The sequence below is a fragment of the Cupriavidus sp. GW822-FHT03E04 genome, assembly GCF_058801495.1.
In genome coordinates, this window is the sequence record NZ_JBXANI010000011.1 from 166,514 (window position 1) to 187,633 (window position 21,120).

Genomic DNA, 21,120 nt, shown 5'->3' on the forward strand with positions numbered 1-21,120 from the left:
CCCGGCGCGAAGCACCGGGGCCGTCTTGCAGCCGGCCCCGGTCAGCGGAAATATGCCCTTGTGTTCTCGTGCACCTCGCCATGCGCCAGCAGCTCGGCCGGCGTCATCCAGCAATACTCGCTGTGCTGGTCAGGTTGCCCGAGCGGCGCGGCGCCGGGCATGGTCCACGCATAGGCAAGCACCACGTAGTGCGTGGAGATGCCGGGCTCTGCGGCGAAGTTGTCCGGATAGTGATGTTCGAACACACCGCGCGGCGCGGCATCGCCGCGCTCGACCCCGGTGAGGCCAAGTTCGTCCGCCACGATGCGCCGGAACGCGGCATCCAGGCTCTCGTCCTTGCGGATGCGCCCGCCCGGCACGAACCACGACCCTTGGGCCGGCCGGTTACGGCGCCGGCCAAGCAACACCCGGCCTTGCACATCGGTGACAAGCAGGTCGATCGAGACCAGCGGGGTGTTGGCAACCACGGAGAGAAAATCCGATCTGGCAAGCATTGCGCGCGCGACTCCAAAATCGAAAGACTACCATCTGCTTGAACCTGCCTGAGCCTGCTTGAGCTAGCTACGGTCCGCTTCATTCCGCAGCAAGCGTGCTGCCCCGAAAAAAGAACAGCGCCGGCATGCATGCCGCGCAGGGGGGCCCGGGAACACATCGTTCCGCCTTGGGGCTGGACCGAAACCCGTCGACACGACCCTGCCGGCGCAGAAAGACGCCTCGCCCACCGGGGGATAGGCGAGGCGCAAAGCACGGGCAAGTGGGTCAGACCTGTCCGCGACGTATGGAGCCTACCCGCGGCGAGGTGATTCGAAGGTGGGCTAGCGCACCAGGCGTTGCGCCCGGCGAACGAATGGCGGATGGCGACTGCCTGGCGCACCCAGTGCAGGCTATGCCTTAAAATTCTCCCGCCGCTGCCGTTATTTCACTGGCGGCCGACTGTCACTGGCCGCGCGCCAGATTGCGCCACCGCGCGCGACGATGCCCAGGAATTCCTATGCAATACGACCCGATACAGCTCGCCCAGCTCGGCTGCATCCTTATGGCAGTGCTGTGCACGGCACTTGCCATCCGGCGCAACCGCAAGCGGACCCGTGTCGACCATCGCATCTCCGAACTGGAGCGCCAGCTCCGCGAACGCGCGCCAACGCGCCACGACACGGCGGGCGAAGCGCGCATCTTCGGGTAAAGCCATGGGCTGGGCGCGCGCCCGGCGTGATACATGCCCCACGAAGCACACCGCGGCGCAAATGAGCGCGAGAACAGCGAGGGAAAATAGGGGCTTTTCCCCATACGATGCCCCAACGCTAGTACGTATCATCCGTCGCGTGACAAGTTGCAGCGCATAAGTTATTAAATCCGAAAGCTGGGCCACAAGCGGCTTTGCCGCCTGGAACGACTTGCTTGCCGGTCTTCGCAGCGTGACTCCAGCATTGCCCACACAGGCCATAGAGCCAATGGGGCAGGAGCAACGTGGTGTGGATGTCGCGGGGTGTAAAAGGCCATTCTTCGGAATGGCTTTTTTTATGGGCCGGCGCGTCGATGTGCCGCCCCCCCGCACGGCGTCGTACCGGTCCTTATATACTCGGCCACATCATCAAGTGCCCGCACGGGCCGGGAGAGCGGGCGTGGATCGACTGCAGGCCATGAAGACCTTCGTCACCGTGGTGGAGGCAGGCGGCTTCACCGCCGCCGCGCGCAAGCTGGATATCTCGCTATCGGTGGTCAGCCGCATCGTCAACGAGCTGGAAACGCACCTGGGCGTGCGCCTGCTGACCCGTACCACGCGGCTGGTCCGCATGACCGACACCGGCGCGGCTTACTTCGAGAACTGCCGCCGCCTGCTGAGCGAGATCGACGAAGCCGAACTGGCGGCGACGGGCGCGCACGCGGCGCCGCGCGGCCAGCTTGCCATCACGGCTTCGGTGCTGTTTGGCGCCGCCTACGTGATGCCGATCGTCACCGAATACCTGAACCGCTACCCGGAAGTCGACGCGACCTGCCTGTTCCTGGACCGGATCGTGAACCTGGTCGACGAAGGCATCGACGTGGGCATCCGCATCGGGTCGCTGCCGGATTCGTCGCTGCAAGCCGTGCGCGTGGGCCAGGTGCGGCGCGTGGTGTGCGCGGCGCCGTCTTACCTGGCCAGGCACGGCGAGCCGCAAACCCCGGGCGACCTCGCCGGCCATGCGACCATCCTGCCCAATGGCGCCAGCAACACGGCGGAGTGGCGCTTCAACCGCGACGGCACGCCCGTGGTCACCCGGCTGCAGCCGCGCCTGACCACCACCACCAGTGACTCCGCAATTGCCGCCGCCGTGTCCGGCTTTGGCGTCGTGCGGTTGCTGTCGTACCAGGTGGCCAGGCAGCTGCGCGACGGCTCGCTGCGCATCGTGCTGGCCGACTTGGAGCCGCCGCCCCTGCCCATCAACGTGATCCACCGGGAAGGCCGCCATGCCACGCGCAAGGTCCGCGCCTTCCTGGACCTCGCCATCGAAACGCTGCGCGCGGACAGTACGCTGAACGCACCGGCAAGCTGACGGGGGCGCCAGGCGCCCGGATTCTTCTCGCAACGAGAATAGTGCCTTCTCGCCGGGGCCGTTTTTCGTGCTTCGGGACGCACCTATGATCCATCCACGCACACGGACCGGACACGGCGCAGGCAGGCCTTCTCCCAAGACCCCTTCAAGAACCCTTCGGTCCCTGTGCCAGCTGCCACCGGGCGGCGCCATTCACCCAACACGCCGAGGACCACCGCCATGCAAGTCTACTGCCACCCCCTCTCCGGACACTCGCACCGCGTCCGCCTGTTCCTGTCGCTGATCGGCGCCCATGCCGAAGCAATCGAGGTCGATCTGGCCAACGGCGCGCACAAGGCCCCCGAATTCCTCAAGCTCAACCCGTTCGGCCAGGTGCCCGTGCTGGTGGACAACGACACCGTGATCACCGACTCCAACGCCATCCTGGTGTACCTGGCCAAGAGGTTCGGCAAGACGGACTGGCTACCCGAATCGCCCGCCGGTGCCGCCGCGGTACAGAAATGGCTGTCGGTCGCCGCCGGCGAGATCGCCTACGGCCCGGCCGCCGCGCGCCTCGTCACCGTGTTCGGCGCCCCCTACAACGCCAAGGAAGTGATTGCCCGCGCGCACGTCATCCTCAAGCGTGTTGACGACGCGCTGGCCAAGGGCAAGTGGCTGGCCGCGGGCCACCCCACGCTGGCCGATGTGGCGCTGTACAGCTACATCGCCCAGGCGCCCGAGGGCTTTGTCGATCTGTCGGACTACGCCAACGTCAAGGCCTGGCTGCAGCGCATCGAAGCCCTGCCGGGCTTTGTGGCGTTCAAGCAGACGCCGGCCGGCCTCGCCGCCGCCTGATCGGCACGCCGGTCCGTTAGCCTGGCCATCGATTGCCGCACAGCAAGGAGCATCCGCCATGTCCAGCCAAGCCCATCCATCCGCGCAACCCTGGCACGCCGGCGAGCGTAGCCTGCAGGCTCGCGCAGGCGTTGCCGGGCGCATGGAGGACATCGGGCTGCGCGTGGTGCGCGACTACATGCCCGACCAGCACCGCGAGTTCTTCGCGCAACTGCCAATGGTGGTGCTGGGCGCGGTCGCGCCGGATGGCCGGGTGTGGGCAACGCTGCGTGCTGGGAAGCCGGGCTTCCTGAACTCGCCGGACGCCACCACGCTGAACATCGCCATGGCCCGCGAGCCCGCCGACCCGGCGGACGCCGGCATGGAAGACGGCAGCGCCATCGGCCTGCTGGGCATCGACCTGCTGAGCCGCCGGCGCAACCGCATGAACGGCACGGCCCGACGTGCCACTGGTGCCGCCACTGGTGCCGCCACTGGTGCCGCCAGTGGCAGCGACGGCGGGCTGCGGATCGACGTGGGGCAGAGCTTCGGCAACTGCCCGCAGTACATCCAGAAGCGTGTGTTCGAATTCACGCGCGCGCCAGGCACGCCCGCCCCGGCGGCGGCGCAGCACTTCAGCGCGCTGGATGCGCGCGCGCGCACGCTGATTGGCTCCGCTGACACGTTCTTTGTCGCGTCCTACGTGGACCTCGAAAAGGGGGAGCGCCAGGTGGATGTGTCGCATCGCGGCGGCAAGCCCGGCTTTGTCCGGATCGATGCGGACGGCGGCCTGACCATTCCCGACTTTGCCGGCAACCTGTTTTTCAACACGCTTGGCAACTTCGTGGTCAACCCCATCGCCGGCCTCGTCTTTGCCGACTTCAGCACCGGCGAACTGCTCCAGCTCTCCGGCAAGGCCGAGGTCATCCTGGACTCGCCCGAGATCGCCGCCTTCCAGGGCGCGGAACGCCTGTGGCGCTTCCTGCCCGAACAGATCGTGCGACGCGACGAAGCACTGCCGCTGCGCTGGCAGCCGCAAGCCGATGGCGCATCGCCGAACTCGCTGATGACCGGCAGCTGGGACGAAGCGGCCAGCCGCCAGCGCGCCGCGGCGCTGGCCAACGCGTGGCGGCCCTTGCGCGTCGCGCGCATCGTCGACGAAAGCAGCGTGATCCGGTCCTTCCACCTGGAACCCACTGACGGCGCCGGCCGCGTGGCGCATCTGGCAGGCCAGTTCCTGCCGATTCGCGTCACGCTGGCGGGCCATGCGCAGCCGGTGATGCGCACCTACACGCTGTCGGTGTCGCCGGCGGACGATGTGTACCGCATCAGCGTGAAGCGCGAAGGCAGTGTGTCGCGCCACCTGCACGACAACGTCAAGGTCGGCGACCTGATCGACGCCCGCGCACCGTCCGGCGCCTTCACCATCGACACCGCCGAGCGCAGGCCGGCCGTGCTGCTGGCCGCAGGCATCGGCGTCACGCCGATGCTGGCCATGCTCCGCCAGATCGTCTATGAAGGCCTGCGCAAGCGCCGGGTCCGCCCGACGTGGTTCTTCCACTCGGCGCGCACGGTGGCTGAGCGCGCATTCAGCAAGGAGCTTGCGACGCTCGCCGAGAGCGCCGGCGGCGCGGTGGAACTGGTGCGCCTGCTGAGCGACCCGAAGGACGCCACGCGGGTCAAGGACTACGACGTGTCCGGGCGCATCGACATCGACCTGCTGCGCGCGCGCCTGCCCCTCGACGACTACGACTTCTACCTGTGCGGGCCAACCGCGTTCATGCAATCGCTCTACGATGGCCTGCGCGCGCTCAGCATCGCCGATTCACGCATCCATGCGGAAGCCTTTGGCGCATCGTCGCTGGTACGCAACCGCGACGCCGGCCGCCCGGCCGCGCCCACGGCCAGGCCCGCGCTGCAGCCCGTGCCAGTCACCTTCGTGCAATCGGCCAAGGAAGCCCGCTGGACGCCCGCCGGCGGCTCGCTGCTGGAGCTGGCCGAGCAGCGCGGCCTGGCGCCGGCCTTCGGTTGCCGCGGCGGCAGCTGCGGCTCGTGCAGCACGCGTGTGCTGCAGGGCGCGGTGGCCTACGCCACAGCGCCGGAGTTCGACGTGGCGCAAGGCGAGGCGCTGATCTGCTGCGCGGTGCCAGCGGCGGTGGATGCCGACGGGAACCAAGCCGTCGTGCCGCTGCAGCTGGATCTTTGAGCCGGTTTGCCAGAAGAACGCGAACGCCGGCGCTAGAACCTTCCCGCAACCCTTGCCAGCACCGACAACGGGCCATGTGCGCAACAGCCAACAAAGAGCCCACAAAGTGGGGCGCCTCCACCAAAACAATCTACAAAAGTTGTTTTTGTATATATTTTCGCTTAGCATAGACCAACGATCGCGCGACAGCGATTGCCCATTCCAACCCTAGAGAGACAGGAAATCCGATGCGTTACGTCCGCTTTATCCTCGATGGCAAGAAACACCTGGGCGCCCGCGAAGGTGACAAGATCCGTATCCTGGGCGAGGCATCGCTCGAATCGCTGCTGGCCGCCGGCGTGGACCTTGAGACGTACGCGTCGCTGCAGACGGGTGGCCGCCTGGTGTCGGAGGCCGACATCACCTTCCTGCCGGTGCTCGAGCATCCCGCCAAGATCTTCTGCATTGGCCTGAACTACGCCGACCACACCAAGGAAAGCAAGTACGAGCAGCCGACCTACCCAACCATCTTCCCGCGCTACGACACCAGCCTGGTGGGTCACGGCCAGCCCATCATCCGCCCGCGCGTGTCCGACACGCTGGACTATGAAGGCGAACTGGCCGTGGTGCTGAAGAAGGGCGGCCGCCACATCGCCAATGAAGACGCGCTCGACTGCATCGCCGGCTATGCGCTGTTCAACGACGGCTCGGTGCGCGAGTACCAGTTCCTCTCGCCGCAATGGACGGTGGGCAAGAACTTCGACGCCACCGGCGCCTTCGGCCCCGAACTGGTAACCGCCAGCGAAGTGCCGGCCGGCGCCAGGGGCCTGCTGCTGGAAACGCGCCTGAACGGCAAGGTGGTGCAATCCGCCAGCACGGATACCATGGTCTTCGACATCGCCACGCTGATCTCGGTGATCAGCCAAGCCATCACGCTGGAGGCGAGCGACGTGATCGTGACCGGCACGCCCAGCGGCATCGGCTGGGCGCGCGAGCCCAAGCTGCTGATGCGCCCGGGCGACGTGTGCGAAGTGTCGGTGACCGGTTTCGCGCCGCTGCGCAATACCATTGCCGATGAAGCCGAAGCCGGCGGTACCGTCAAGGCAGCCCGGGCCGCCTGACGCCACGCGACTAGCGGAGGAGACAAATGGAAGAAAACAATGAGGCCCGCGAGCGCGAGCCCGCCGTGCATTCGCTCGACCACTACGCACTGACGGTGCCGGACCTGAGCGTCGCGGAGCACTTCCTCGGCGCATTCGGGCTGACAGTCGTCAGGCAAGACGACACGCTGGAAGTGCTCGCTCAGGACGAACGCGTCTGGGCCCGGTTCTTCCCCGGCGAGCGCAAGGCCCTGGCCTACCTGAGCTTCAACTGTTTCGCGGGGGATTTCGAAGGCATCTGCCGGAAGCTGCTCGCCGCCAACGTTACGTTTGCCAGCGACGCCGCCCATGCCACGGCCGAAGGGCTGTGGTTCCTTGATGCCGACGGCAACCTGATCCAGGTCAAGGCCGGGCCCAAGACCTCGCCCAGCGCAAAAAGCCCGCTGAAGAACATCCACGGCCCAGCGGACATGCGCGGCGCGACCTTCCGCAACCGGGTCGGCAAGATCCGCCCGCGGCGCCTGTCGCACGTGCTGCTGTTCACGCCGGACGTATCCCGCGCCGTCGCGTTCTACCACGACACGCTAGGCCTGCGCCTGTCCGACCGCTCGGGCGACGGCATTGCCTTCACCCACGCGCCGCACGGCTGCGACCATCACCTGCTGGCCTTCGCCAAGAGCTCGGCGCGCGGCTGGCACCATGCCGCATGGGATGTCGCCAGCGTGGACGAAGTCGGCCAGGGTGCGGGGCAGATGGCGGTCGCCGGCTACAAGGAAGGCTGGGGCACCGGGCGCCATGTGCTGGGCTCGAACTTCTTCCACTACGTGCGCGATCCCTGGGGCTCGTTCTGCGAGTACTCGGCGGACATCGACTACATCTCCGCCGGCCATGCGTGGCCGGCCGGCGATTACGCGCCGGAAGACTCGCTGTACCAGTGGGGGCCGGATGTGCCGCCGTATTTCATTCATAACACCGAGGCGGAGTAGAAGCCGCGCTAGCCATACCGCGAACACCATCACGGGCGGATAGGCCCGCCCGTGATGGTGTTCGTCCGTTCGTCTGATCGTCCTCTTGTCGGCCACCGCCCCCGCTACACCGCAGCCGCCTTCTTCACCCTCGCCTTCCCCGCCCCCGCCGCCTTCTGCGCGGCCAGATGCGCCATGACGAGATCCGTCGTCACCTGGAAGTGTTCATGGAGCAGCCGGCATGCCCTGTCGGCATCACCCTGCACCGCCGCGTCCACAATGGCTTCGTGCTCTGCCATGACATCGCGCTTGCGGCCTGACTGCGGGATGTTCATCGACAGCAGCCGGTACCTCGCGGTCTGGTCGCGGAGCAAGGCGGAGAAACGGCGCAGCCAAGGCGACTCGCATCCCGCAACCAGCGCCGCATGAAAGTCCGAATGGGCGTCTTCCCAGTCCGGGTTCATCTGGCGGCCTTCGCCGGGCATGTGCATCGGAATCCGTTTGAGGCGGTGATGCGCGGCGATGAGCTGCCCCTCCCACTCCACGTTGGCGCAGGCGATGGCGTCGCGCAGCGCTTGCGTCTCGATCTGCTGGCGCACGCGGGTGATGTCGAGCAGTTCGCTCTCGGACAACTCGGCAACGCGAAAGCCCTTCTGGTCGATGGCAACGACGAAGCCCGTGGCGCACAGGCGCGACAGCGCCTCGCGCAGGGGGATCACGCCCGCCTGGTAACGCTCGGAGAGTTCCTTGAGCCGCAGCTTGCTGCCGGCGGGCAGCTTGCCCTGGATGATCTCTTCCCGGACCGTGAGCTCGAGAATGGACGCCCAAGTGCGTCCGCCCATGTCCGTGGCGCCGGGTTCGGCGACGTCCGGCGTTGCGGTGGTGTGCCCTTTGGTTGAGGTAGCCAAGTCATCCCCGTTTCATAGATATTCTGCATTTTATCTATTTTTAAGGGCCACCCGTACCAGCGGGGCCCCGATGATGCACGGGAATGGCGGCTTCAGTCAGAAGATGTGCTTTATCCCCAGCATGGCGCCGAGCTGGTTGCCGCCCGGTGCGACATTGCTGCCTGGCGAGCCGGAACTGACGGACAGGCCGAGGTTGCCCCGGTTGTCGATAAAGCCGGCGGTGCCGTAGACGGAGGTCCGCCTGGAGAAGGCGTAGGTGGCGCGTGCGGCGTACAGCCAGGCCTTGTTGGCGCTGTTGTGATAGCGCAGGTAGAAAACTTCGCCGTCCACGCTGAACGCGGACGTGATCGCGTATGACGCACCGGCGTACCACAGGTCGCTGCGCGGCGTCGGGCTGCCATTGTTGTCGCGCCGGATCAGGCCGGCGCCGATCTTGCCCTGGCCCACGTTGGCGTAGCCGTTGACGGACAAGCGGTCGTCCTTCAGGCCGCTGCTGGCCAGGCCGCCGAACGCGCCCGGGCCGCCACGGATGGAATCGTAGGCCGCGCCCACGCCCCAGGTGCCGGTGTCGTACTTCAGCAGCGCGGACCATTCGCGGCAGGCGCGCTGGTCAGCGGGATTCTCGCCGCCGCAGTTGGTGCCCGACGGGCTGGGGCCGGCATTGACTGCATCGCGCCCGAAGCTGTAGGTGCCGCCGATGGTCACACCGCCGAAGGTGCCTTTGTACGACACGGCATTGTCGGCCCGCGCATTCGGCAGGTAGCTGTCGAGCGACGACGTGCCAAAGGTGTTCGGGCCTAGCATGTCAGCTTCCAGCGTGGACCAGAACAGCATCGTGTACTGCCTCCCGAACGCGACCTGGCCCCAGTTGCCCGAGAGGCCGACCCATGCCTGCCTGCCAAACAGCCGGTTGCCCTGGTTCGATGTACCCGAGTCCGGGGCAAAGCCGGACTCCAGCGCGAACTGCGCCTTGAGCCCGTTGCCAAGGTCCTCGGTGCCGCGCAGGCCCCAGCGCGACGGCACCGTGCCCGCCAGGCTGTTCATGCGGGTCACGCTGTCCTTGCTGGCGCCGATATTGTTGACGTACTCGACGCCGGTATCGATAACGCCATAGAGCGTCACCGACTGCGCCTGCGCGAGCGCAGGAACCGCGGCAATGCACGCGGCCGCTAGCCATCTGGTTTTCATCAGTCTCCTCCTGTGGTTGATTTTTTATTTGGTGCTTCGGACTTTCGTGTGGGTACCGCATGCGGGCGCGAGTTGCCGGAAGCAAAACGCTGGTTTGCTCCCCTCTCCCATGAAATGGGAGAGGGGAGCTACGGCAGCGCTGGATTTAGCCCAGCGATGAATCGACCCACATGAAAGTCTGAAGCACCTTTTATTTGTTGATGCTGCGGCGATGCTGGCTAGACTTCGGCGCTATGCGCAGCGACTACCGTCGCCGCCGCCTCGCTACGGCCGGTAGCCAGCGCGAGCACGGGCCCGGCACCCGCCGAGGCCGCACCGCGCCATGCCACGTGGTGATCCGGGCGGATCAGCACAAGTTCCGCGCCATAGAGCGCGCGCACCGCGTCGTCATCCACGCGGACGACATCGAGTTGCATGCCGTTGCGACGCGCGGCCTTGGTCCACGCGTGGGGATCGACATCCGTGAATGCCAGAAGCGTGAAGTCCCGGCCGAACAGATCGAACAGCACCTTGGCGCCGACCACCGCGTGCGGCGCGCGAGCGCCTGGGTAAGCACTGGGCACGTAGCGGTTGGGATCGTCGGGCGGCGGGGCGGTGGATTCGCTCGCCACAATTGGGCTGCCAGCGTAGCGCACGCCGAGTTGCAAACCCGGGATATTGAATTCCTTGCTCGCATGGCTGGCCAGCGCCTGGCCCAGCGCGGCGCGGGCGCGCTCGCCCGCAGAGCCTGCCTCGCCGACGTCCGTGCCAACGCGGATGTTGCCGATGCTGTCCGCCATGCGCCTTGCGAACGCGGTGTTGCGCAGCGCGATGGGCCGCCGCTCAGTGTCATAGGTGTCGAGCAACGCGGCGGGCGCTGCCCCTTGCGTCACCGCGGCGAGCTTCCAGCCAAGGTTGACGGCGTCATCGATGGACGTGTTGTAGCCCATGCCGCCGGTTGGCGTGAACAGGTGCGCGGCGTCGCCGGCCAGGAACATCCGGCCGGACGACATGCGGTCCGCCACCAGCGTGTAGCCGGCCACCCAGGGCATCATCGCAATCAGGTTGAAGTCAAAGCTGGTGCCGACCACCGCGCGCGCTACCGCCGCCGGGTCGATGTCCCGTGCGTCGCAGCCAGCTTCGAGCTGGATGGCCAGCAGGAACGTCTCGACGCCATCGATCGCGATCAGCAGGCCGCGCTGCTGCGCGTTCACGGCCCAGTATTGCCATGCGCGGTCCTTGCCCAGCGCCGCATAGAGATCCTTGGCGCGCAAGTAGATCGACAGCATCTGCCCGCCAAAGAAGTCGCGCTGCTCGCCGCCCTGCCCGGAGTACGCAATGCCCAGCGACTTGCGCACCAGGCTGCGCGGCCCGTCGCAGCCCACCAGGTAGCGCGCCCTGACCTGCCAGCGCGCGCCGCCGTCGGCCGGCATCACGTCGACGGTGACACCATCGTCCGTTTGCGCAACCGCCATGGCCTGCTGGCCGAGATGCAGCTGCACGCTCTGGTAGCTTGCCGCCTGCTGGCGCAGCACCGGCTCGATATACATCTGCTGCGCGCGGTGCGGGAGTTCGGGCGTCGGCCACGCGCCGTCGCCATAGTCGCCAACCGAGGCACGGGAGCTGGCCTGCTCGCGTGAAGGGATCTTGAACCGGGCCAGCTCGACGCCGGCAATCTGCGTGCAATAGACCACGTCCTGCGGATGCCCGGGAGGCAAGCCCAGCGCCCGGATGGCATCGGCAAAGCCACGACGGCGGTAGTGCTCCATCGTGCGCGAAGATGTTGCATTGGCCTTGGGAAAGGCGGGTGGATCCAGGTCATCTTCCAGCAGGACGCAGCTAACATTGCGGCATCCTAGTTCGATGGCCAGCATGAGCCCGGCCGGGCCACCGCCGATGATGGCAACCTCGGTTTGCACTGTCTTCACGATGGTGTTTCCAATCAGTTGATGGTGGCGCCAGTGCGCTTGACCATGTCCGCGTAGCGCGGCGTGTCCTTGCGCATCCATTCAGAAACCTGTTCGCTGGTGCTGCCTGCCGGGACAAAGCCGAAGGTGGCCATCTTGGCCTTGACCTCGGGCCTATCCAGCGCCTTGCGCACCGCCTTGCCGATGGCGGAGATGCGCTCCGGCGGCGTGCCAGCGGGCGCCAGCAGCGCGACCCAGGTCGAGGCCTCGATGCCGCGTGGGCCGCCGGCTTCCTCGATTGTCGGGACGTCCGGCAACGCGATGGAGCGCTTGTGATCCGCTACCGCCAGCACGCGCAGCTTGCCCGCCTGGATCAGCGGCCCAGCCGTGGCGTATGAGCCCAACGCCCAGGTGACCTCGCCATTGGCTACTGCGGTGTAGAGCTGTGCGGTGTCCTTGAATGGCGCGTGCAGCATCTGCGTGCCGGTGGCGGCCTCAAGCTGGGCGGCGCCCAGGTGGCCGGGGCTGCCGACCGCCCACGAGCCATACGACACCGCGTTAGGGCCGGCCTTGGCGGCGGTCACGAGCGCGGAGATGGACTTGATGGGGCTGTGTGACGAGACCACGAGGAAAAAGGCGGTCCGGTACAGCCCGGTGACCGGCACGTAGTCCTTCACGGGGTCGTACGGCAGCTTCTTGAACAAGCTGGGATTGATGGCCAGATGGCCAACGTCCGCGATGCCCAGCTCGTACCCGGTGGCCGGCGAGCGGCGAGTGGCCTCCATGGCGATGAAGCCGTTGCCGCCCGGGCGGGCATCGACAATCACCGGCTGGTTCCAGTCCCGGCCAAGCCGGTCGCCAATCATGCGGGAGACGGCATCCGGGCCACTGCCGGCCGGGAACGGGCTAAGCAGGCGGACTGGCTTGGCAGGGAATGTCTCGGCGTGTGCAGGCAGCGCGCCGAATAGGCATGCGGCCGCGGCTGCCGCCGCGAGGGGGCCTCGAATCATCTGTGTCTCCGTCTGGTTTTATCTGGTTTTGATTTTTGTTTTTTCAATGCTTGTTTGACCGGATACTAGATGCGCCATGTAGATGCTGAAAGATGGCAAAATCGCTCCGTCGATGCCTATCGGTTATCACTATGAAACTGCATCACCTGCGCGATTTCATCGCCATCGCCGAAACGCGAAGCGTCAGAGGCGCCGCCCGCAAGCTCGGCCTGTCCCAGCCCGCGCTGACACGCAGCCTGCAAGAACTGGAAGGCGAACTCGGCACACCCCTGCTGGAGCGGCACGCCCGGGGCGTCAGCCTTACCGCTATCGGGCAGGCGTTTTTTAGTCGCGCGCACTCGGCGATGGAGGACATCAGGCGGGCGCAGGATGAGGTGACGCAGATGCTCGGCACGCAAACGGGCGCGGTCTGCGTTGGCCTGTCGAGTGCGGTGTGGCTGGGCATGGCGGCCGAAGTCCATACGGCCTTCCGCAAGCAATACCCTGGCATTCGCTTGCGCATGGTCGAAGGCTTCTTCTCCACGCTGGAAGCAAGGCTGCAGGATGGCACGCTGGATTTCTGTATCGGCCCGCGGCCGGTGCGTGCCATCGGCGATGCGTACCAGATCCAGTTGCTCTTCCAGAACGAGCGCCTCGTGGTTTGCCGCAAAGGCCACCCCATGCGCGCAGCGAAGCGGCTCAAGGAACTGGTGGACGAAGAGTGGATCCTGACCGGCGTGCGCGAACGCGTCGAAGCCGAGTTCGAGGAATTGTTCAGCAGTCATGGCCTGAGGACACCCGTGGCCATGACGCAGGCGGAATCCATGGTCGGCGTGGCAGTGCTGCTCGGCTCGACCGACGCGCTGGCGGTGCTGCCCAGGCAATGGGTCAACTCGCCGCTGCTATCCCAGGTGATCGAGGCGATCCCCATCAGGGAACGCATCGACGGCCCTGATATCGTCCAGATTTCGCGGGCCGGGGTCCCGCTCACGCCGGCTGCGCAGCAATTGGCCACGCTGTTCGAGCGGGCAGCGGGATACTACACTGCCCGCTCCAAGTAGCGGGTCTTTTGACCTCTGTCGATCAATACGTATTGAACATGCGCTGGAGCTCGCGCGGTTCGGTGGTCTTCGTCAGGCCCAGCATCAAGAGGATGCGTGCCTTCTGCGGATTGAGCGTGTCCGAGACGACGAAGCCCTGCTTGTCGTCATCCACCTCGCCGTTGCGGGCCACAATGCCCTGGCCCACGCGGGACGAGCGCACGATGGTGACGCCCTTGCCGTGTGCGGCAACCAGCGCCGGCAACATCCTGGTCGACACGCTGCCATCGCCGACGCCGGCATAAACCACGCCCTTGCTGCCAGCCCCGACGAATGCGTTGAGCGCCGAAGGCGTGACCTCCGCGTAGCTGTAGGCAATATCGACCCTCGGCAAAGCGGTGAGGTTCGTCACATCGAACTCCGTGTCAGCCGTGTTCTTGCGGGTGGACACATGATAGAACTCCGTCCTGCCCCCCTGAATATAGCCAAGCGAGCCCAGTTCCGGCGCCTTGAAGGTGTCCACCGTGAACGTATTCGTCTTGGTGACGTCCCTCGCCCCGAGGATGTGATCGTTCATCACGACCAGCACGCCCTTGCCGACGGCGTTCGGACTCGCCGCCACGGAGACGGCGTTGTAGAGGTTCAAGGGACCGTCCGCGCTATGGGCGGTGGAAGGCCGCATCGAGCCGGTCAGCACAACCGGCTTGCGGCTCTTTACCGTCAGGTTGAGGAAGTACGCCGTCTCCTCCATCGTGTCGGTGCCGTGCGTGACCACCACACCGGCCACATCGGGCTGCGCCAGTGTCGCATTCACTTTCTTGGCCAGGTTGAGCCAGTGATCGACATCCATGTCCGAGCTGTCGATCTGGTAGACCTGCTCGCCGCTGATATTGGCCACCTTCCGCATTTCCGGCACCGCATCGACCAGCCTCTCGATTGCCACCTTGTTGGTCGAGTAGCCGACAACCGTGGTTTTTTCCGCCCCTGTTTCCGCGATGGTGCCTCCTGTTGCGAGGATCACGACGTGCGGCAACGACTTCGTTGCCGCGGGCATGGGTTGGGCCTGGGCTTGCGCCTGAGCACAGTGCATTGTCGAAAACGCGGCAATGACAACAAGCGACCGAATATAGAAAGCGGCTTTCATTTCTGTTCCCTGAATACGTGAATGTCTGAGCGGCTGGCCGGCCTCGCGTCGAGTCGATGCGAGGCCGGCCAGCCATGGTGTTCTCCGCCACCATGCCTTGGGGCACCCGCAGAACACCGGTGAAGATCGACTGACAGCAGCCACGCTGATCCGGGCCAGGGGAATGCGCCAAGCGGGTGCCAGCAGTCTTGAGCGGATAGTAGGAGGCACAAAAAAGGACGTGATGCTGGTACCGCATGCCGTCATGCGGATGAGGCATAAATAGGGTAAACGCTAGCCACCGCACCGGATCGGAGCGGATAGTCTTCCGTGCAGTCGCATCACCGCCGGAGGTATGGACATGGAAGTCAAATGGATCGAGGACTTCATTGCCCTCACGCAGTACCAGAGCTTTTCACGCGCGGCGGAGATCCGCAACGTCACCCAGTCGGGCTTCAGCAGACGCATCCAGGCGCTCGAGCAGTGGGTGGGCGCCGACCTTGTCGACCGGAGCACTTACCCCCCCACTCTCACGCCCGCCGGGCGTCTGTTCGAGGAAGCGGCGGACGACGTCCTGAGCAAACTGGTCGATACGCGCGCCATTATCCGGTCCGAACATCGCATGCCAGGACCCGGCCTTCAGATCGCGGCCGGACACACGATATCCCTGAACTTCCTGCCGGGCTGGTTCAACGCTGTGCGCAGGCATGTCGGCGACCTGCGCGCGCGCGTGATTCCCACCAATGTGCATGACTCCGTGCTCACCCTGGTCAATGGCAATTGCGACCTGATGTTCGCTTACGACCACCCGGGCCTGCCCTTGCACCTGGACCCGGTCAAGTACCCATATCTGAGCGTGGGACAGGATACGTTCATGCCCGTGAGCAAGCCCAACCAGCGACTGGGGCCCTTGCATCGGCTGCCGGGCACGCACGGCCATCCCCTGCCATTGATCTCCTACACCAGCACGAGCTATTTCGGCCGTTGCCTCGCCCTGCTGTTGAGCCGTGCCGACACGCAGCCTGTGCTCCGACTCGACTATGAGTCGGATATGGCGGAGGTGCTCAAGAAGATGCTGGTGGCGGGAGAAGGCATTGCCTGGCTACCGAGAAGCGCGATCGAGGCAGAGCTGGCCTCCGGGGCACTGGTCCCCGCCGGCGGCTCGTCCTGGTCCATCGACCTGGATCTTCGCGTGTACCGGAACCAATACAACCGCAACGAACACCTCGATACGCTCTGGCGCTATCTCAGCACGCTCTGAGCGCGCAGGCACGGGGCGCACGCTCGTTTACCCGAACTATGCGCCGCAGGCATAAGGGCTTGCGGGACTCGCATCACGGGGCCCGCTCCCTTTCGTAGTATCCGTCCATGCACTGACCGCACCGGCCTTCCAAGCCAGGCCCCGGATTCACCGGAGGGGCCGGCGCCGTGCAACAGGCCACGGATTCAGCTCCGGCTGATTCCGGCATGAGACCTCACTGGACGGAGCAAAATGAAAAATCGCCTCACCGCAACCATTCTCGCCGGCATGGTGCTCGGCATCGCCGTCGGCTACGCGTGCCACAACATGGCGCCGGACGCCGACTCGGCCAAAGCCATTGCCGGCTATTTCTCGATCATCACCGACATCTTTCTCCGCCTGATCAAGATGATCATCGCGCCGCTCGTGTTCGCGACGCTGGTCTCGGGCCTGTCCGGCATGGAAGGGACCAGCGATGTGCGCCGTATCGGCATGCGCTCGGTGGGCTGGTTTGTCTGCGCATCCCTGATGTCGCTCACCCTGGGACTGATGCTCGCCAACCTGCTGCAACCCGGCGCGGGGCTGAACCTGACGCCGAGCAGTGCCGATGTCGCCACGGGCCTGAATACGGCTGGCCTCAACTTCAGGGACTTTATAACCCACGCCTTCCCGACCAGCCTTCTCGACGCGATGGCGCGCAACGACATCCTGCAGATCCTGGTCTTCTCGGTGCTATTCGGTGTTGTGCTCGGCGTGCTCAAGAACGACCCGCGAGTGACGCCGCTTGCGCGCACCGTCGATGCACTGGTGCCCGCGATGCTCAAGCTCACCGACTATGTCATGGCGCTCGCGCCGATTGGTGTATTCGGCGCCATCGCATCGGCCATCACCCTGCACGGGCTCGATGTGCTGACGACCTACGGTAAGCTCATCGGCAGCTTCTATATTGGACTCGCCGTGCTCTGGGCCCTGCTGATCGGCGTCGGCTATGCCTTCCTGGGCCGCCCGATCTGGACGCTCCTGAAGGCCGTGCGCGAACCGGCCATGCTCGCGTTCTCCACCGCCAGCAGCGAGGCGGCATATCCGCGGCTGACCGAGAAGCTCGAGGCGTTCGGCGTCGACAAGAAGGTGGTTGGTTTCACCCTGCCCCTGGGCTATGCATTCAATCTCGACGGCTCGATGATGTACCAGGCGTTCGCGGCGATCTTTATCGCGCAGGCGTTCGGCATCGACATGCCGCTGTCGCAACAGATCCTGATGCTGCTGGTGCTGATGGTGAGCAGCAAGGGCATGGCTGGCGTTGCACGGGGTTCGGTGGTGGTGGTTGCCGCCGTCGCGCCGATGTTCCACTTGCCGCCGTCCGGTGTCGTGCTGATCCTTGCGATCGACCAGGTGCTGGATATGGGGCGTACCGCAACCAACGTCATCGGCAACAGCATCGCCACCGCGGCCATTGCGAAATGGGAAACGCGCCGGGCCACGCGCAACGAGGAACAAAGCTTCGACAGCTTGCAGGGGGAAGTGAAATGACTACGACACCTGATGCGCAAGGCCGCCGCTCCTTTGGCGTGATCGGTGGTCTTGGCGCACTGGCTAGCGCCGACGTGTTCTTCAAGCTGATCAAGTCGACGCCTGCACGCAACGATTCGGAGCACTTCGACATCGTCCTGGAGCAGCATCCGTTTCGAAACGCGAGCCTCACCACGGCCGCGACCACGGAGCGCAAACTGTACATCTTCGACATGATTCGTGCCTTCGAGCGGCGCGGCATCGATGCGGTGGTGCTGCCCTGCTTTCTCAGCCACACCTTCATCGACGAGCTGGCGGCGAACTCTCCGCTCCCCATCATCAACATGATGGAGGCGCTGCACAATCATGTGCGGCGCAAGTTCCCGACGCTCCGGCGCATAGGGGTGCTCGGTTCGGACTACACGCGCAGCAAGCATCTGTTCGAGCGCTACTTCGCCAGTCCGGAGTTCGAGGTATTGCACCCACGGATTGAAGGCGGCGTGGATCGCGTGACGCGCGCGGTGTATGACGCCGACGGCATCAAGAGCGGAAACCTGCGTGGCCGCCCTATCGAACTATTGCGCGATGCCTGTGGCGACCTGATCGGCCAGGGCGCGCAACTGATCCTGCCCGGCATGACCGAGATATCCCTTGTGCTCGACGAAATCGGGCCCCTGCCGGTGCCGGTTGTCGACTCGAATCTCGCCTATGCGCAGTACGTGGTTTCAGGTGGGTATGCGGCGCCCGGGAAACAGTTCAAGGTCGGCGTGGTGGGCGGCGTCGGTCCTGCTGCTACCGTTGACTTCATCCAGAAGATCGTACGCCATACGCCCGCGACGCGCGACCAGGACCATATCAAGCTGCTGGTCGAGCAGAATCCGCAAATTCCGGATCGCACGGAGAACCTCGTCGGCGAGGGACCCGACCCGACGATTTCCCTGTATGCCACGTGCAAGAAGCTGGAGGCGGGAGATGCCGACATCGTTGCCATTCCGTGTAACACGGCGCATGCCTTTGTCGAGCGCGTGCAGCCCTATCTCAATATCCCGATCGTCAATATGCTGACGGTCACCGCGGAGTCCTTGCGCAAGGCGTTTCCAGGCCTGCACAAGGTCGGCGTACTGGCCACGTCCGGCACGGTGGCCAGCGGCGTGTACAGGAAAGCCCTTGAAACCCATGGTTTCGAGCAGGTCGTGCCAGGCCCCGGCCTCCAGGCTCGCGTGATGCATGCCATCTACGGTCCTCATGGTGTCAAGGCCGGCTTTACGACTGGCGAATGCGTCGACGACCTTGTCGCGGCGGTCGAGGAAATGGCGGCCCGCGATGTCGAAGTCGTCATCCTGGCCTGCACCGAATTGCCCTTGCTCCTGCCGCAGGCGCAAATGCGCTGTGCCAACGGCCGCGTCATCACGCTGATCGACCCGACGGATGTGCTGGCAAGACACTGCGTCGCCTGCGCGATGGGTGACGCCAAGCCCAATCCGTGAGATTGCACGCCGGTGCCCCCTTCCGGCATCTCCACCCCAACGAGCATGTCAACCTGGGGCAGGGCACAAACGATGTCTACCCCGCCACGCTGAGGGTGGCCGCCTTAATCCACCTTGTTGAACAAGCTGCTCCCATGGTCGTGCAGCAGGGCAATCAGCCGGCCGGCCGCCGGCGATAGCGCCACATCCTTGCGATAGGTCACGCCAAAATTGCGCACCAGCGTGGTCGCCGCTAGCGGCACCTCCTCCAGTTGCCCGCCGCTTGCGCGCAAGGTGCGCCGCGAGACAAAGGTCAGTAGTTCGGTGTTGGCGACCACGCGCGGGATCAGCGGGATGGAGTTGGTCTCGATCTGCGCCACGGGCCGGGGCAGGTCGCGCGATTCCAAGGCATGGTCCAGCCAGGTCCGGCTGGCCACTGCGCGGTTGGGCAGCGCCCACTGATAGCCGGCGAGCTTGTCCAGCGTGACGCGCCGGGTCTTGAGGATCGGATGGCCCGCCACCGCAGCCACCACCACGGTGTCCTTGAGCAGCGTCTCGCAGTGAAACTCCTCTTCCTCCTCGGGCACGAAGCCCAGCACCAGGTCCAGCCGCCCCTCCCGCAGCTCGTCGCGCAGCTCGTAGTTGTTGCGGATGGTGAGCTGCAGCATCACGTTGGCGGCTTGCCCGAGCAGCATGCTGCAGATCCGCGGCAGCAGGTATTCCGCACCGAGCGGCCCGCTGCCAAGGCGCACGGTGCCGGCCACGCCGCGCGCGATGGCGCCCACCTCGTCGCGCAGCAGGTCGGCCTCCTGCAGCAGCGACGTGGCGCGCGCGCGCAGGGCGATGCCGGCCGTGCTGAGCTTTTGCCCTCTGCCCTCGCGCTCGAACAACTCGGCGCCAAGCGACGCCTCCAGCCTGTCGATGGCCTTGGTGAGCGTGGGCTGGCTGCGGTGCACCAGCTCGGCCGCGCGGCGGAAGTTGCCCGCGCTGGCCACGGCAAGGAAGTACTTGAGATCGCGAAGGTCCATGGGAGCGTGCTGCCGGGGCAGTCCTGACTGATTACTTTTTTTGAACAGATGCCAAAAATTATAAGCTGGACGGAAACTATTGAGCGAGCAAGAATTCGGCATCGCACCGGGCCTTTGCCCAACGCCTTGATCAGCCTGAGCGCCATGCCAACTACCGTACTCGTCACCGCCCCTCGCCTGGCTCCGGCCGGCGTCCGCCTGCTGGAAGCAGCGGGCGCGCGGATTCTCTACCTTGCCGATGCGAGCGGCGCCAACGATGCCAGCGAGGTGGCCCGCATCCTCGCTGCCGAGCCCGTCGATGCCGTCATCTCGCGCACGGTCGCGCTGAGCGGCGCCGCCATCGCGGCATGCCCCACGCTGAAGGTCATCTCCAAGCACGGCGTGGGCGTCAGCAATATCGATGTGCAAGCCGCCACCGCGTGCGGCATTCCCGTCTATGTCACGCCCGGCGCCAACGCCCAGTCGGTCGCCGAGCTCACGCTTGGCCTGATGTTCGCGGCGGCGCGGCGCGTGACGTGGATGGACCGGGAGCTCCATGCCGGCCGGTGGTCGCGCGCGCAGGATGGCATCGAGCTGCATGGCCGCACGCTGGGGCTGGTTGGTTTCGGGCAGGTCGCCCAGCGCGTGGCCACCGTCTGCCTGGCGCTCGGCATGCCGGTGGTGGCGTTCGACCCGGCGCTGGCCGGGCGCGCCAGCCCTGTCGCAGGCGTGGCGCTAGCCGATTCCCTCGACGCGCTGCTTGCCGCCAGCGACGTGCTGAGCCTGCACGTGCCCCTGAACCAGCACACCCGCAACATGCTGGCCGCGCCGCAGTTCGCGCGGATGCGGCGCGGCGCCATCCTGATCAACACCGCGCGCGGCGAGGTGGTGGACGAGGCCGCGCTGGTAGCCGCGCTGCAAAGCGGGCAGCTCTACGCGGCCGGGTTGGACACCATGGCCATCGAGCCCCTGCCCGCGCACAGCCCGCTGGCCGCGCTGGACAACGTGGTGCTCACGCCCCATGTGGGTGGCTCCACGCCTGCGGCGCTGGCCACGATGGCAAGCGATGCCGCGCGCAATGTGCTCGGCTTCCTGCAAGGCAAGCCGCCCGCCGCCACCGCCTGCGTCAACCCGCAGGTGCTGGCCGTCCTCGGCGCGTAACACCAC

The 21,120-nt window shown here is 65.8% G+C and carries 18 protein-coding genes; 11 read left to right on the forward strand and 7 right to left on the reverse strand.

Going from position 1 to position 21,120, the window contains the following annotated elements; all coding sequences use genetic code 11:
* Positions 1 to 41 precede the first annotated feature (41 nt).
* Positions 42 to 494 (reverse strand): GDP-mannose mannosyl hydrolase, encoded by a 453-nt coding sequence (locus AC1RQC_RS17660; protein ID WP_492811811.1) that lies wholly within the window; start codon positions 492 to 494, stop codon positions 42 to 44.
* Between the two features lie 497 nt (positions 495 to 991).
* Between AC1RQC_RS17660 and AC1RQC_RS17665 the strand changes: the two genes are divergently transcribed.
* The 6 genes from AC1RQC_RS17665 to AC1RQC_RS17690 all read left to right on the forward strand — a co-directional run bounded on the left by AC1RQC_RS17665 (position 992) and on the right by AC1RQC_RS17690 (position 7,618).
* A complete protein-coding gene (locus AC1RQC_RS17665) occupies positions 992 to 1,183 on the forward strand; it encodes a hypothetical protein (protein WP_492371828.1) in 192 nt (63 codons plus the stop codon).
* Between the two features lie 439 nt (positions 1,184 to 1,622).
* Positions 1,623 to 2,534 (forward strand): LysR family transcriptional regulator, encoded by a 912-nt coding sequence (locus AC1RQC_RS17670; RefSeq protein ID WP_492811813.1) that lies wholly within the window; start codon positions 1,623 to 1,625, stop codon positions 2,532 to 2,534.
* A gap of 219 nt (positions 2,535 to 2,753) precedes the next feature.
* Positions 2,754 to 3,368, forward strand: a complete 615-nt coding sequence (locus tag AC1RQC_RS17675) for a glutathione S-transferase family protein (protein ID WP_492884152.1) — start codon at positions 2,754 to 2,756, stop codon at positions 3,366 to 3,368.
* 58 nt (positions 3,369 to 3,426) lie between these two features.
* Complete coding sequence (locus tag AC1RQC_RS17680) at positions 3,427 to 5,553, forward strand: 2Fe-2S iron-sulfur cluster-binding protein (RefSeq protein WP_492884154.1); 2,127 nt, start codon at positions 3,427 to 3,429, stop codon at positions 5,551 to 5,553.
* Between the two features lie 227 nt (positions 5,554 to 5,780).
* On the forward strand, positions 5,781 to 6,653 hold the full coding sequence (locus tag AC1RQC_RS17685; RefSeq protein WP_492884156.1) for a fumarylacetoacetate hydrolase family protein: 873 nt from the start codon (positions 5,781 to 5,783) through the stop codon (positions 6,651 to 6,653).
* Between the two features lie 26 nt (positions 6,654 to 6,679).
* Positions 6,680 to 7,618: a VOC family protein gene (locus AC1RQC_RS17690; RefSeq protein ID WP_492811821.1), complete on the forward strand. Its 939-nt coding sequence runs from the start codon at positions 6,680 to 6,682 to the stop codon at positions 7,616 to 7,618.
* 104 nt (positions 7,619 to 7,722) lie between these two features.
* Here AC1RQC_RS17690 and AC1RQC_RS17695 read toward each other — a convergent pair whose 3' ends face one another.
* From AC1RQC_RS17695 to AC1RQC_RS17710, 4 genes are all read right to left on the reverse strand, one after another.
* Positions 7,723 to 8,505, reverse strand: a complete 783-nt coding sequence (locus AC1RQC_RS17695) for a GntR family transcriptional regulator (protein WP_492371834.1) — start codon at positions 8,503 to 8,505, stop codon at positions 7,723 to 7,725.
* A 96-nt stretch (positions 8,506 to 8,601) separates the two neighbouring features.
* A complete protein-coding gene (locus AC1RQC_RS17700) occupies positions 8,602 to 9,693 on the reverse strand; it encodes a porin (RefSeq protein WP_492371835.1) in 1,092 nt (363 codons plus the stop codon).
* Positions 9,694 to 9,911: 218 nt separating this feature from the next.
* Positions 9,912 to 11,600 (reverse strand): FAD-dependent monooxygenase, encoded by a 1,689-nt coding sequence (locus tag AC1RQC_RS17705; protein WP_492884158.1) that lies wholly within the window; start codon positions 11,598 to 11,600, stop codon positions 9,912 to 9,914.
* 14 nt (positions 11,601 to 11,614) lie between these two features.
* A complete protein-coding gene (locus AC1RQC_RS17710) occupies positions 11,615 to 12,589 on the reverse strand; it encodes a Bug family tripartite tricarboxylate transporter substrate binding protein (RefSeq protein ID WP_492884160.1) in 975 nt (324 codons plus the stop codon).
* A gap of 131 nt (positions 12,590 to 12,720) precedes the next feature.
* Here AC1RQC_RS17710 and AC1RQC_RS17715 point away from each other — a divergent pair, with 131 nt between their 5' ends.
* Positions 12,721 to 13,629 (forward strand): LysR substrate-binding domain-containing protein, encoded by a 909-nt coding sequence (locus AC1RQC_RS17715; RefSeq protein ID WP_492830211.1) that lies wholly within the window; start codon positions 12,721 to 12,723, stop codon positions 13,627 to 13,629.
* A 22-nt stretch (positions 13,630 to 13,651) separates the two neighbouring features.
* Here AC1RQC_RS17715 and AC1RQC_RS17720 read toward each other — a convergent pair whose 3' ends face one another.
* Complete coding sequence (locus AC1RQC_RS17720) at positions 13,652 to 14,698, reverse strand: type II asparaginase (RefSeq protein ID WP_492884241.1); 1,047 nt, start codon at positions 14,696 to 14,698, stop codon at positions 13,652 to 13,654.
* A gap of 394 nt (positions 14,699 to 15,092) precedes the next feature.
* On the opposite strand from AC1RQC_RS17720, the gene AC1RQC_RS17725 reads away from it, so the two are divergent.
* From AC1RQC_RS17725 to cuyB, 3 genes are all read left to right on the forward strand, one after another.
* Positions 15,093 to 15,992, forward strand: a complete 900-nt coding sequence (locus AC1RQC_RS17725; protein ID WP_492884162.1) for a LysR substrate-binding domain-containing protein — start codon at positions 15,093 to 15,095, stop codon at positions 15,990 to 15,992.
* 231 nt (positions 15,993 to 16,223) lie between these two features.
* The gene (locus AC1RQC_RS17730) at positions 16,224 to 17,501 is read left to right on the forward strand and encodes a dicarboxylate/amino acid:cation symporter (RefSeq protein ID WP_492371840.1); all 1,278 of its coding nucleotides are present in this window, start codon (positions 16,224 to 16,226) and stop codon (positions 17,499 to 17,501) included.
* Positions 17,498 to 18,967 (forward strand): cysteate racemase, encoded by a 1,470-nt coding sequence (gene cuyB, locus AC1RQC_RS17735; protein WP_492371850.1) that lies wholly within the window; start codon positions 17,498 to 17,500, stop codon positions 18,965 to 18,967. Before AC1RQC_RS17730 ends, cuyB begins: the two co-directional genes overlap by 4 nt.
* A 104-nt stretch (positions 18,968 to 19,071) precedes the next feature.
* Here the strand turns inward: cuyB and AC1RQC_RS17740 are convergent, their stop codons facing one another.
* Positions 19,072 to 19,974: a LysR family transcriptional regulator gene (locus AC1RQC_RS17740; protein ID WP_492884164.1), complete on the reverse strand. Its 903-nt coding sequence runs from the start codon at positions 19,972 to 19,974 to the stop codon at positions 19,072 to 19,074.
* Between the two features lie 144 nt (positions 19,975 to 20,118).
* On the opposite strand from AC1RQC_RS17740, the gene AC1RQC_RS17745 reads away from it, so the two are divergent.
* Positions 20,119 to 21,114: a hydroxyacid dehydrogenase gene (locus tag AC1RQC_RS17745; RefSeq protein ID WP_492884166.1), complete on the forward strand. Its 996-nt coding sequence runs from the start codon at positions 20,119 to 20,121 to the stop codon at positions 21,112 to 21,114.
* Positions 21,115 to 21,120: the final 6 nt, after the last annotated feature.